Genomic DNA, 12,969 nt, shown 5'->3' on the forward strand with positions numbered 1-12,969 from the left:
AGCATGCAAAATGAAACACATAGTCCCAGTATTGGTTCCTATTTGATCGGTTTTATTCTGGCTGTATTTTTTACCTTGGGTTCTTTTATTCCTGTGATGTATGGAATGATGGAAAGTTGGGCAATTAGTACAAAGGTTGTATATCTTATTGGGATGGCGCTTATTCAGATTATAGTACAAATTGTTTTCTTTTTACATTTGAATTCTGGTCCAGATGCCAAGTGGAATTTGAGTGCTTTATGGTTTGCTGCTATTTGCGTTTTTATTATTGTTGGGGGCACCTGGTGGGCTATCTCTCATTTGAATTATAATATGATGGGGGGCTCAGGACGTGTTATTGAACCGGAGGTATCAGGTGTAGATAATTCTTCAGTATCTGAGCAGTTATCAAATAAAGATATATCCGTGAGAAAACAGCCAGAAAAGATATTGGACTCAGAAATGTCCATGGAGCAAGCTCCAAGTATGCAAACTCCTGTAGATCAAGCGCCTGGTTCAGAAATGCCCATGGAGCCAGTTCCAAGTATGCAAACTCCTGTAGATCAAGCGCCTGGTTCAGAAATGCCCATGGAGTCAGTTCCGAGTATGCAAACTCCTGTAGAACAAGCACCTGGTTCAGAAGTGCCCATGGAGCAAGTTCCAAGTATGCAAACTCCTGTAGAACAAGCACCTGGTTCAGAAGTGCCCATGGAGCAAACTCCAAATGTGCACTCTCCTATAGAATAGGAGTGATAAATACCTGTGGAGCTGATGCGGCATGTATCAGCTCTACAAATGTTGTTGCTAAGTTCATAGAATATGAAGAGGGGGCTAAGTGTAGGATATCAGTGGAGTGAGTATCATGATTTTGAATATGCTTTTATTTTTAACAAGATAGCTCATTGAATATTTAATCAAATTTTTTCAGACAAATAGCTATTTGTAGAATCTACAAAGAATAGTTTTTTGTACAATTCAATACAAAGAAAAAGAAAGAGAACGTGAAAAACAAGTTTTATGTTGTGTGAGATAAAGCTGTGAAGAAGTAACGTTTTAGTTTGACAGGATTTATGTTAAAGCTAGCATTGAAGTTATTTGTAGTAATAACGTGCAATTGAAATTGATAATTTAGAGAATAATCAGAACACTTAATGAAAACCATTGCAATGACAATTATTGGTGCTGGTTCTTTTGGTACTGCATTAGCGATTGCTCTTGCTCGTAATGGCCATAGTGTTTTACTTTGGGGATATAATCCTCAACACATCAAAAAGTTACAAGAACAACGTTGTAATCAAGTATATTTACCTGATATTCGATTTCCTGAAAATTTACTCCTTGAAGCTTCTCTTGAAACTGCAATAACAGCAAGTGATAATATATTAATCGCTGTTCCAAGCCACGTATTTCATCAAGTGTTGTATAATATTCAGCCTTATTTGGATCAACATTCACGCGTTATTTGGGCAACGAAAGGTTTAGAACATGGTACAGGACGTTTCTTACAAGAAGTTGCTCGTGAAATTTTAGGTGAAAAAATCCCTTTAGCTGTTTTTTCTGGACCAACTTTTGCTAAAGAACTCGCTATTGGTTGGCCTACTGCAATGACGATAGCAGCTTCTGATGCTGAGTTTGGTAAAGAATTGCAGCAGCTTTTTCACTGTGACAAAAGTTTTAGAGTTTATAAAAGCTCAGATATGATTGGTGTTCAATTAGGGGGCGCTGTCAAAAATGTTATTGCTATTGGTGCAGGAATATCAGATGGCATGGGTTTCGGGGCAAATGCACGAATAGCTCTCATCACACGAGGACTAGCTGAAATCAGTCGTTTAGGAAGTGCTATGGGAGCTGAGCTTTCCACATTTATGGGAATGACAGGCTTAGGTGATCTGGTTTTGACATGTACTGATAATCAGTCGCGTAATCGCCGTTTTGGAATACTTCTTGGTAAAGGGATAGATATAAAAGAAGCGGAAAAACAAATTGGTCAAGTTGTGGAAGGGTACTTAAATACCAAGGAAGTATATACATTAGCGAAACGTATAGGGGTAGAAATGCCTATTGTAGAACAAATTTATCAAATTCTCTATTGTGGTAAAAACATAACTGAAGCGGCTAACACATTACTAAGCCGCACTCTCAAGGACGAAATATAGTGGTATCTGTGTTTTTTAATAATTCCAATCGTAAAAAATGAAATATATTATGATAAAAATATCAAATAGATTGTATTGATGATTATGTAAGATGGTCGTATTTCAGAAAATATAGATTTATATCATTTTATATTTTGATGAAATATGATTGAAATATAAAAGTTTTGGTTTTTGTTTAAGAGTTATCTCTTTGAAAATAAATTATTGTTTCCACTTAAACATATTTCTGTAATATAATGAAAGGGATAGTTTGATTTTCTCTTAAATGCATCTCACAATGATATTTGCAAACAGAAATAATAGAAAATTCATTGGGAAGGAGCGGTTTCTTTTATATAAGGTGTAAGCCCTAGAAATATCATTGCTATGGTTCAATTTCCTATATTATTTTAGCGTGTAATCGCTCTTGTATACTAGATAGGGGGAGGGTATTATGTATCTCTGTTTGTGTAATCCCTGAAAAATGATGGCAACCTAATTTGGGAAGGATATGAGGCTTTAAAGGTGAAAACCAGTTCCCTACCTCTACCATCATTTTTAATTTAGCTGTACGACTTTCAAAGGCATCTAAAGTAATATCTTTTAAATAATGGAGATTACCTCATGTTTTTATTTCTCTCGTTCTTTAATAGGGGGGCATGCCTCTCACCCAAAACAAAACACTCTTGCTGCTCATTCACATACTTTTTTAAAAAGGTATCTCTCAATGCACGCAATTCCATAATGGTACTATAAACAGTATAATTAAGATCCCTGTGAAATACATAAAACTCTTTTGGCACTACCACCTTGACGTTTATGCAGATGACAAATCGACATCATCATTCCATTTACCAAGTTTTAATGTTGCAACACCCCTTGACATTTGAGATGATTCATTAGAGGTATTTTTACTCTTTTCTTAAATAACTTTTATCCATACGCCGCCCCACTTGTGACATAAAAGCAAAGAATTTTGATTAATTCAATACAAAAATATGATAAACTATTTATATAAATCAATATATTATCTTGATAATTACATTATTTTTCAGTTTAAATGACAGCCACAAATACAATAGCATTCTTTCAATTGTAGACTTTTACATTTGAATCAAAAAAATCGTTTTTTGCATATAAAAACAGAATTGATATGTAGGAAAAGAAAAGGCGTAAATATCTCCATTGAATCGCCTTAAGTGCCAAAAGCTGCCTCAACATTGTGATCTGGAAAAGTGTTTGATATTTCGGCTTTCTCCTTCACAAACGTTAGATGGTAGAGGCAAAAGAGTTTTATTTATTTCACAGGGATTTTAATTATACTGTTTATAGTACCATTATGGAATGGCGCGTATTGAGAGACGCTTTTTTGAAAAAGTACGTGAATGAGCAGCAAGCGTGTTCTTTTAGACATTCTATTTTATCTGATACATAAAGGAGATGTGCCTTCAAAAGAACGAGAGAAATAAGGGTGTGAGGGAATGCGTAATCTTCATTATTTAAAAAATATTTTTGTGAAAGTCGTGCAGCTGAATTAAAGGATGATTGTAAAGACCGGAAGATGTTTCCTACCTTTATGCTTTTATATTCTTCCCAAATTAAGTTGTCTCCCCGTTTCAGAGATAAATCAAACAGAAATACTCAACATAGTTGTTTCCATTTGGCATATAGAAGCTGCGACAGTAGAGAAAGCGCTAAACCGCTTTAATATTTGTCCTAAATATGGTGTGGCTTTGAGATTGGATGTTGATCTACAGGCAGTAGAAAAATAATGGGTTTTGTTAGGAAAAAAACTCCAAAAAACACAAAATTTTCCAGCAAAATGGATTGGAGAGATATACTGGCTTTTTATAAAACACTTTGCAAAATAATAACAATGGCACAATTGGCTTTGTGTTGGGTTATCCTTATAGGAGATCGTATACGTCCTTTGCGTTATATTCACAAAGATCAGATTGAGAGAAATATATAGATTATCCTTGACTCGAAAATATGAAAGGAAAGCGTAATACGATAACAGAATTTCCTTTCTATTTTCATCAGAGACATTAAAAATCTTGAAACAAACCGTTTACTCTCTCGTAATGATTTCTTTTTTCTGCAACTGATCGTGTTCCCTTGGTGAACATTGTATGTCATCATATATGCAAAAGATTGGACTTGAAGCTCGTCTCTATGAGGTTTAGTCTAGCAGAGAACGCCGCTTCAATACGCGACTAAAGCACTCTACAGATGGTCGATTTTATTTTTTTAGGCGGATGTTTTTTTATCCTTCTTGGGAATCTTCAGTTTTTTTCAGTTCTTCAAGTATTGGCATAGACATGATGTTATAGCCTGAATCAACATAATGAATTTCACCCGTAACGCCTGATGATAAATCAGAGAGTAGATAAAGAGCGGACTTTCCAATTTCATGAATATTTATGGTACGACGTAATGGGGCATTACGGCGTTGATGTGAAAATATTGCACGTGCAGCTGCAATGCCATTACCCGCTAAGGTTCTAACAGGACCAGCTGAAATCGCATTGACGCGGATATTTTGTGGGCCAAAATCTGCTGCTAAATAACGGACCATAGCTTCTAAAGCAGCCTTAGCTACCCCCATGATATTATAATTAGGGACAACTTGCTGTGAAGCACCATAAGTAAGGGTTAAAAGTGCTCCTCCATGAGGCATAAGCTTCCCCGCGCGTTGAGCAATTTCAGTAAAGGAATAAGCTGAAATAACCATTGTACGTTGAAAGTTTTCACGCGTTGTAACATCAACGTAACGCCCTTTTAGCTGATTTTTATCTGAAAAACCGATAGCATGGACAATAAAATCAATCGTTTTCCATTCTTTTTCTAGTTTTTCAAAGACGTCGTCAACATTTTCAATTTTTTCAACATCACACTCTAGAACTAATTTGCAGCCAAGCTTATCTGCTAGCGGCTGAACACGTTTTCCGAAAGCCTCTCCTTGATAAGTTAAAGCTAATTCAGCTCCTGCTTGTGCGAGTTGACAGGCAATGCCCCAAGCAATTGAATGGTCATTCGCAATTCCCATAATAAGGCCACGTTTGCCCTCCATCAAACTTTTCATATTATTCTCCGTAAGACCGTAATGTTTTCAATTACTAAGAACTTTCATTTATACATAGCGTTGAAAAATAAGCGTTGCATTGGTACCGCCAAAGCCAAAAGTATTTGACAATACGGTATTCAGTTGTTGATAATCACGTCGTTCACGAACGATTGGCATATCAGCAAAAGCTGGATCAAGTTCTTCAATATGAGCACTTTCACAAATAAAATTATGATTCATCATTAACAATGTATAGATTGCTTCGTGAACACCTGCGGCTCCTAAGGAATGTCCTGTTAGAGATTTGGTCGCAGAAATGGGCGGGCATTGATCACCCGCTCCGAAAATACGTCGGATAGCTTCTATTTCAGGAGGATCACCAACAGGTGTTGCTGTTGCATGGGGATTGATATAATCAATTTTATTATTGACTGTTGCAAGGGCCATGCGCATGCATCGTTCTGCTCCCTCTCCTGATGGAGCGACCATATCATGTCCATCGGATGTCGCACCATACCCAACGATTTCTCCGTAGATTTTTGCACCACGCGCTTTAGCAAGTTCTAGATCTTCAAGGACCAAAACGCCAGCGCCTCCAGCAATAACAAATCCATCACGATTGACATCATAGGCACGTGAAGCTTTGTGAGGGATGTCATTATATCTGCTAGACATAGCGCCCATAGCATCAAATAAAACAGAGAGTGTCCAATCCAAATCTTCGCAGCCACCGGCAAAGATGCGCTTCTGTTTACCATATTGGATCATTTCATAAGCATTCCCAATACAATGATTGGAGGTAGCGCAAGCTGAAGAGATTGAATAGTTGATCCCTTTTATTTTAAAGAAAGTTGCTAATGTAGCAGATGCTGTAGAACTCATCGCTTTAGGGACAACAAAAGGCCCAACACGTTTTGGACCTTTTTGGCGTGTAACATCAGCAGCTTCTACGATTGATTGCGTTGAAGCACCTCCAGAACCCATAATAATCCCCGTGTGTTCGTTGGATACTTCATGAGGTTCTAGACCAGCATCAACAATCGCTTGATCCATGGCTATATGATTCCAAGCTGTTCCACGTCCATGAAAACGTAGAGCGCGTCGATCTACGAGTTCTTCTATATTAATATCAGGTTTACCGTAAACTCTGCTACGAAAGCCTAATTCAGCATATTGAGGTGCGTAAGAAATTCCGGATTTTGCCTCACGTAAACTGGTTAAAACGGCTTGAGGGTCATTTCCAATCGCGGAGACAATTCCCATTCCGGTTACAACAACTCGACGCATTCATACCTCCTTATTCCACACAGAATAGTAAAAAATTCTTCCTAAAGAAAATAACATTCAATCTTCTTTGAATAAAGCAACGCGCAAATCGTTTGCCTTGTAAATAGTTTCTCCATCTGCTTTTAGCCATCCATCAGCGATTCCTAAGACTAAATTTCCACGTCGAATGCGCTTAAAATCTATTTCATATTCAAGAAGTTTGGTTTGTGGCGTTACCATACCTGATAACTTTACTTCACCTGTTGATATCGCTCTTCCTTTTCCTGGTTCGCCCAACCAACCAAGAAAAAAACCTGTTAATTGCCACATACCATCCAATCCGAGACATCCTGGCATAACGGGATCGCCTATAAAGTGACAATTAAAAAACCACAGGTCTGATGTAACGTCAAATTCGGCACGAACCATTCCTTTATCATACGTGCCACCAGTTTCACTGATTTGAGTGATTCGATGAATCATCAACATTGGCGGTGCTGGCAATTGCGCATTACCCTTACCAAACATTTCGCCGCGAGCGCAGCTTAGAAGCTCTTCATAAGTGTAGCGAGACTTTTGTTCAGCCATGGTTACTCCATTTATTTGCATATATCTTTATTTCTGCGCTTTTCCCCAACTTAATTTTAGAGCAAATTTTAAAGAGAGGGAAATGATTTTATATCATTTTTAATGACAAAAGCCCTTTTTTATGTATTCTACATAGATAATTATTTAAAAATGGAATACAAGATTGCACTTTACTGTTCCTATTTTTTTCTATTTTTATCTTATTGAAGCAGGAAGATATTTTGGTTTGTGACATGTCAGGAAGTGCAGATAATTTAGATATGAATGAAGAGCAACAGTTCACAAAAGAATGTGGAGAAGGTGCGCAATATTATTCCACTTCTATGTTAGAAAAACGTTTGCGTGAAAATGGTTTGCGTCCAACACGTCAGCGATTAGAACTTGCGCATATGATTTTTTCTCAAGGAAACCGTCATATTACTGCTGAAGAGCTTTACGAGGAAGCGGTGAGGGCAGGTGTTCCTGTATCTCTAGCAACGGTTTATAATACGCTTCATCAATTTACGGAAGCAGGATTGTTACGGATTATTGCTGTAGAAGGTTCGAAAACTTGGTTTGATACCAATACCTCTGATCATTACCATTTTTATATAGAAGGCGAAAATCGTATTTTTGATATTCCATGTGATTTGGAAAAAGCTTCCATTATTAGAAATTTGCCTACACCACCAGAAGGTATGGAAATTTCACATGTTGATTTGATCGTTCGATTGAAACAAAAAAGTCAATCTTGTGATAGGGATTGAAGACGTTCAATGAGGAATAAAAATTAAACTTAATGCGTTTGAGTATTCACCAACCTTTTATTTTTTCATCAGGATAAATCCCCCATAATTGAGATTGATGAAGCCATCCATGAACGTTATTAAGAGTAATTTCGCACCATTGTCCATCGCATTGGTGGATATTGCCAATGACATTAGGCTCTACTTCTGCCAAAAGTTCTGCGTTGTCGGTGGGTTTTTTTCGTAGCATTAGCCTTTTTGTTTTATCTTTTTGCCATGGAATAGTTATAGCAGTTCGCTTTCCTGATAAAAGCGATTGATACACCCACCCTTCATCACCTTCTGCATCACGAATTTTGCGCCATTGATCATATTCTTGGATGATTTCAATAGGTAATCCCTTCTTTTTGTAAGTAAAAATGATAGAATAGTTACTTCCTGGCCCAACGCGTACGTTAACACGAGTAGGTTTAATCGAAGCAAATCGCGGAAGTGGTAAACCACTGGGACCTAAATTTTGATTAAGTGTTTGTGCGTGCAACAAACGCGGTGAACCTAATACGATGACTTTTGCTATTAAGATACATGATGCAAGCATTAAAACGTGATACAAACGAGAATTTTGCACACTGAACTCCTTTATTTCATCATATATTGGTCATTTAAAATCTGGAAGATTAAGATCGGAGACTGATAAAAATTATGCCATATCGCCCGTTAACGAGATCTAAACAATGAAAAAATTGTTACGAGAAGAGCAAAATGAGGAAAACAAAAGTTTGAATTTCGTAGTGTTTATCGTATTTACGAGGGGATGCCTGCAAATAAATATTGGATTTTTAGCGCGCTGTGTGTGTGAGAAAGATATTAAAACAGCCAAAGTATATTGTGGCTGAGGCAGCTTTTGTATAGGAAATCAGTGCTAAAATCTCTTTTTTCTAAGAGTGTTTGTCGAAATAAAAGTACAGTTATGGATGTTATGAATATGAAAACTATTCAGTAAAGGGATTATAATATGGCTTGAGAGGACAGTTTTGAATGGACAAAAGAACACGATACATGAAGCACTTAAACGTAAAAATATGAGGAGCGACATTATAGAATAGATTGATATATGAAGGGCTATTTTAACGGAAAAGTTTCCTGTGATAATTCAATGTACAAAATTTGCTATACTATGCTCTTATGCAATGATAGTGCTTATACGTGCTGGTACCATCATTCTATTTCACCGCTTTCAATGTTACGTAGTTCCTATTATTTAGAGTATTCATAAGAAACATTTTTGTTCTATTTGCAGAAAAAACCCGCTCATGATGTACAGAGATGTACAAGCAAAAATCTTGATTGATTCAATATAAGAGGGTGTTGAAAGATTTTACTATTCAAAGTTATTACTTAATATAAAAAACAATTATTTATGACAATAAATCAATAAGTTATAAATTGTAAATAAAAAATCTTTCATTAAAAATGATAATAGTAAGGCACTTATACCCATATTAAAATACAGCGTTTTCTCTGTTTATTTTCAAATTTTTTCGATTCAGTATAAAAAGCTTGATGAAAGAGAAGAGTTCACTCGATACACTTATGAGGTTAATGACATAAGTGATGGATAGAAGAAATTCATCAAGAAAAAAGAATCTATCGTGCAGTGGTTGAAATTCTTCATCCTTTAGAGAGATATAAAGAGTTGCGACATTACATTGTTTTATTACATAAGTGAAGGGAAAGAGGACTGTATGTTCTTATATCCTCACACAATCGCTTATTGCGATAGTGATTTGTGTTTTACAATCTGATTTAAAACCTTTTGAAAGATGCAGAGTATTTGAGGACAAAAAAGAAAATCATCATGAGACTTTCATATAAGAAACAGCTATTTAAAAAATAAAAAGAAGGAGAAAAATGACAGCGAAAAGTGACAAAAAAACATTTATACTCAATTCACATTTTACATAGAAATAAGTTGCTTAAGTATCTAAAGTGCTATTTGTTATCTATTTTTGAAAGCTATAAGAGTAAAGTAATCTCCCTTTAGGATAATAAATTTTATCACTTTCAGATAATTAACATATTAGTTTATAAACGAAACTACGAGACAACATTGCAAGCAAAAAACCACAGGTAAGTAACCTATTGAAATGCCTATAAAGATAAAATTTTCTGCTAGCTTATTCTCTGTTGCTTATGCAATTCTATGACGCATTCAAAGTATATCACTTTACCGCAATAGTTCGTCCGTTACTAACAAAACCTTCTCTTTGTGCACGCTTACGAGCAAGCTTACGTGTACGACGAATAGCTTCAGCTTTTTCACGAGCACGCCTTTCAGATGGCTTTTCATAATAACTACGCATTTTCATTTCACGGAAGATACCTTCACGCTGCATCTTTTTTTTCAACGCGCGAAGCGCTTGATCAACATTATTATCACGAACGAGTACTTGCACTATTTATCCTGCTTTTTTCAGTGTCATAAATGATAGGAAAAACCTACGTCCTTTTAAAGGTACATCCAAAAGGACAAAAGCTTATATCATATAAATAAGACATTTGTCTATATAGCTTTTTAAAATTCTATTTTTTTTGTAATAAAATGCCTTTTATAATGAATGATAGAATTTACATGGTTATAAACTTATGAAAGTCCTTGTATTTGATCATTTTCGTCAAGATGAATTTTTTCAGCGGCAGGATAATGCGGTAAGCCCGGCATGGTCATAACATCTCCACAAATGACAACAATAAAGCCGGCTCCCGCACAGAGACGAACTTCTCGTACAGGAATTTCAAAATCAACAGGAGCACCATATTGCTTGGGATCAGCAGAAAAAGAATAAGGTGTTTTTGCCATACAAATAGGGTAAGTGCCAAACCCTTCTTTTTCCCAAGATTCAAGTTGTTTAAGAATAGTCGCAGAGATGATGGCGCCACGCCCACCGTATAACTTTGTTATAATACAATTAATTTTTTGAACGAGGGGGATATCATCTTGATAGAGAACTTTAAAGTCGGAATCTTGCTTTTCAATTAAGGTAACGAGTTCTTGTGCAAGTGCTACTGCACCTTTTCCACCTTGTTCCCAATGTTTACAGATAAGTGCTTTATGTCCAGTTGTTGCAACTATTTTTTGTAATGTTCTTATTTCAGCATCGCTATCGCTGTCAAAATGATTAATCGCTACAACACAAGGAATACCGTAGAGCGCCATATTTTTGATGTGTCGTACAAGATTAGCTGCTCCCTTTTCTAAAGCGGTGATATTTTCTTCTGTCAGGTTATTTTTATCCACACCACCATTCATTTTTAATGCACGAATCGTTGCGACAATCACTGTTGCATTTGGGACAATACCGGTTTGCCGACATTTGATGTTGAAAAACTTTTCTGCTCCAAGATCGGCTCCAAATCCTGCTTCTGTGACAACATAATCAGCAAGTTTTAAAGCGGTTTTTGTTGCTATAACTGAGTTGCAACCATGAGCAATATTGGCAAAAGGTCCTCCATGAACGAGAACAGGATTATTTTCAATTGTTTGTACAAGGTTGGGTTGGATGGCGTCTTTGAGAAGAACGGCCATTGCGCCTTCTGCGTTGAGATCAGCCACTGTTACGGGTGTTTTATCATGACGATAGGCAACAATAATTTTTTTGAGTCTTTGTGTAAGGTTTTCTAAATTTTCAGAAAGACAAAGAAGTGCCATAATTTCTGATGCAACAGTAATATCAAAACCTGTTTGGCGTGGAAAACCATTTGTTATGCCCCCCAATGAAATAACGATATCGCGCAATGCACGGTCATTCATATCAAGAACGCGCTTCCAAACAATGCGACGTGGATCAATGTTTAGGGGATTCCCCCAATAGATATGATTATCGATCATTGCGGCAAGAAGATTATGAGCTGCTGTAATAGCATGAAAGTCACCGGTAAAATGCAAATTAAGGTCATCCATTGGGATAACCTGCGCATAACCACCACCAGCTGCACCACCTTTGACACCAAAACAGGGGCCTAAAGACGGCTCTCTCAAAGTGGCTATTGTTTTTTTGCCAATGAGATTAAGAGCATCACTCAGTCCAACGGTTGTTGTTGTTTTTCCTTCTCCAGCAGGGGTAGGATTGATAGCAGTGACAAGGATAAGTTTACCATCTGGATTGTTATTGAGCGATTTTATGTAGGAGGAAGAAATTTTAGCTTTATCATGACCATAGGGAATGAGATTTTCATGTGCGATACCAATTTTCTGTGCAATTTCAGTAATATGTTGCTTTTTAGCAGTGTGAGCAATTTCAATATCTGTTTTATGCATGGAAAAATTCTCTAAATTGAGCTTTTATTAACGTTTTGGACCTGTACTCTACGGATTAATGAGAAAAATCCATAAAGACTAGAAAGTATAAGATATCATAGAGGTCAATGATATGGCGCGCAAGAGATAATGCTAAAAGACGACAAGAGGATTCTTAGTCGTTTTTTTGGAAAAAAGAATCTCTATTTTTTTAAGTTTCAATAAGTTTTTAGCTAGCCTACCATATCACTCTCAAGTTCAGCTAATGATGAACATCAGAAGAAAGTCTTTAGGGAATTAATTTAAAAACTTTTGACACAGCGATATCGATGCGATTTTTATATCTCATAATTTGTTATTTCGAATAGCACACTGAAAAAGTTTTAGATGTTGGTAAACCCCTATTGGGGGGTATACTTAAAGTTCCTCTTAAGATGGGGTGGACAAAAATGAAATATTCAGAAAGATCTATATATCCATGGATGGAAAAGAGAAATAAGCACGTAAAAAATTATCCAACTGATTAAAAAGTATAATCCAGAAGAGATCAAAAAAAAGTGCATAGATTGAGAAACGAGAGCAACAACACACACCAACTTATGCAGTCGCTACGATTATCGCTAATAAAAAGCGCATTTGGGTTGAATTGAAGGCTGCATGACATCCCATTATACCAAAATGGCTAAAGAAACGACTCGCAATAGAATGGAATAAAAAGCCATAAGAAGATCAAAGATAAGCAAAAAATAAATAACATAAAGGAAATTCAAGGGGCTTGAATTTACGAACAAGATATTTTGATAGATGGCGCACCCGAAGAGATTCGAACTCCTGACCCCCAGATTCGTAGTCTGGTGCTCTATCCAGCTGAGCTACGGGTGCACACATTTTGATTTTCTACATTATCTAAGA

At 36.4% G+C, this 12,969-nt stretch carries 9 protein-coding genes and 1 tRNA gene; 3 read left to right on the forward strand and 7 right to left on the reverse strand.

Annotated elements, in window-relative coordinates; all coding sequences use genetic code 11:
• Positions 1 to 3 precede the first annotated feature (3 nt).
• Positions 4 to 726, forward strand: coding sequence for a cytochrome o ubiquinol oxidase subunit IV (gene cyoD, locus BTR_RS00705; protein WP_341871959.1), 723 nt, complete (start codon positions 4 to 6; stop codon positions 724 to 726).
• Positions 727 to 1,130: 404 nt separating this feature from the next.
• The gene (gene gpsA, locus BTR_RS00710; protein WP_012230472.1) at positions 1,131 to 2,135 is read left to right on the forward strand and encodes an NAD(P)H-dependent glycerol-3-phosphate dehydrogenase; all 1,005 of its coding nucleotides are present in this window, start codon (positions 1,131 to 1,133) and stop codon (positions 2,133 to 2,135) included.
• Between the two features lie 2,245 nt (positions 2,136 to 4,380).
• Here the strand turns inward: gpsA and fabI are convergent.
• From fabI to fabA, 3 genes are read right to left on the reverse strand one after another with little or no spacing between them, the layout of a single operon-like run.
• On the reverse strand, positions 4,381 to 5,199 hold the full coding sequence (gene fabI, locus BTR_RS00725; RefSeq protein WP_012230475.1) for an enoyl-ACP reductase FabI: 819 nt from the start codon (positions 5,197 to 5,199) through the stop codon (positions 4,381 to 4,383).
• Positions 5,200 to 5,247: 48 nt separating this feature from the next.
• Entirely contained in the window at positions 5,248 to 6,468 is a 1,221-nt protein-coding gene (gene fabB / locus BTR_RS00730; protein ID WP_012230476.1) for a beta-ketoacyl-ACP synthase I, read from the reverse strand.
• A 57-nt stretch (positions 6,469 to 6,525) separates the two neighbouring features.
• Positions 6,526 to 7,035 (reverse strand): 3-hydroxyacyl-[acyl-carrier-protein] dehydratase FabA, encoded by a 510-nt coding sequence (gene fabA / locus BTR_RS00735; protein WP_012230477.1) that lies wholly within the window; start codon positions 7,033 to 7,035, stop codon positions 6,526 to 6,528.
• 233 nt (positions 7,036 to 7,268) lie between these two features.
• On the opposite strand from fabA, the gene irrA reads away from it, so the two are divergent.
• A complete protein-coding gene (irrA, locus tag BTR_RS00740; RefSeq protein ID WP_012230478.1) occupies positions 7,269 to 7,781 on the forward strand; it encodes an iron response transcriptional regulator IrrA in 513 nt (170 codons plus the stop codon).
• A gap of 46 nt (positions 7,782 to 7,827) precedes the next feature.
• On the opposite strand, the gene BTR_RS00745 is transcribed toward irrA, so the two are convergent.
• The 4 genes from BTR_RS00745 to BTR_RS00760 all read right to left on the reverse strand — a co-directional run bounded on the left by BTR_RS00745 (position 7,828) and on the right by BTR_RS00760 (position 12,939).
• A complete protein-coding gene (locus BTR_RS00745; RefSeq protein WP_012230479.1) occupies positions 7,828 to 8,388 on the reverse strand; it encodes an SH3 domain-containing protein in 561 nt (186 codons plus the stop codon).
• A 1,594-nt stretch (positions 8,389 to 9,982) separates the two neighbouring features.
• Positions 9,983 to 10,216: a 30S ribosomal protein S21 gene (gene rpsU, locus BTR_RS00750; RefSeq protein ID WP_012230480.1), complete on the reverse strand. Its 234-nt coding sequence runs from the start codon at positions 10,214 to 10,216 to the stop codon at positions 9,983 to 9,985.
• Between the two features lie 188 nt (positions 10,217 to 10,404).
• Positions 10,405 to 12,078, reverse strand: a complete 1,674-nt coding sequence (locus BTR_RS00755) for a formate--tetrahydrofolate ligase (protein ID WP_012230481.1) — start codon at positions 12,076 to 12,078, stop codon at positions 10,405 to 10,407.
• 784 nt (positions 12,079 to 12,862) lie between these two features.
• Positions 12,863 to 12,939: transfer RNA gene (locus BTR_RS00760), tRNA-Arg, on the reverse strand.
• Between the last annotated feature and the right edge of the window lie 30 nt (positions 12,940 to 12,969).

The sequence above is a fragment of the Bartonella tribocorum CIP 105476 genome (assembly GCF_000196435.1).
GTDB lineage: Bacteria > Pseudomonadota > Alphaproteobacteria > Rhizobiales > Rhizobiaceae > Bartonella > Bartonella tribocorum.

Excerpts from the sequence above, each read along its gene's own strand:
- cyoD (WP_341871959.1), top strand. The coding sequence starts at position 4 with ATGCAAAATGAAACACATAGTCCCAGTATTGGTTCCTATTTGATCGGT.
- gpsA (WP_012230472.1), top strand. The coding sequence starts at position 1,131 with ATGAAAACCATTGCAATGACAATTATTGGTGCTGGTTCTTTTGGTACT.
- fabI (WP_012230475.1), bottom strand. The coding sequence starts at position 5,199 with ATGAAAAGTTTGATGGAGGGCAAACGTGGCCTTATTATGGGAATTGCG.
- fabB (WP_012230476.1), bottom strand. The coding sequence starts at position 6,468 with ATGCGTCGAGTTGTTGTAACCGGAATGGGAATTGTCTCCGCGATTGGA.
- fabA (WP_012230477.1), bottom strand. The coding sequence starts at position 7,035 with ATGGCTGAACAAAAGTCTCGCTACACTTATGAAGAGCTTCTAAGCTGC.
- irrA (WP_012230478.1), top strand. The coding sequence starts at position 7,269 with ATGTCAGGAAGTGCAGATAATTTAGATATGAATGAAGAGCAACAGTTC.
- BTR_RS00755 (WP_012230481.1), bottom strand. The coding sequence starts at position 12,078 with ATGCATAAAACAGATATTGAAATTGCTCACACTGCTAAAAAGCAACAT.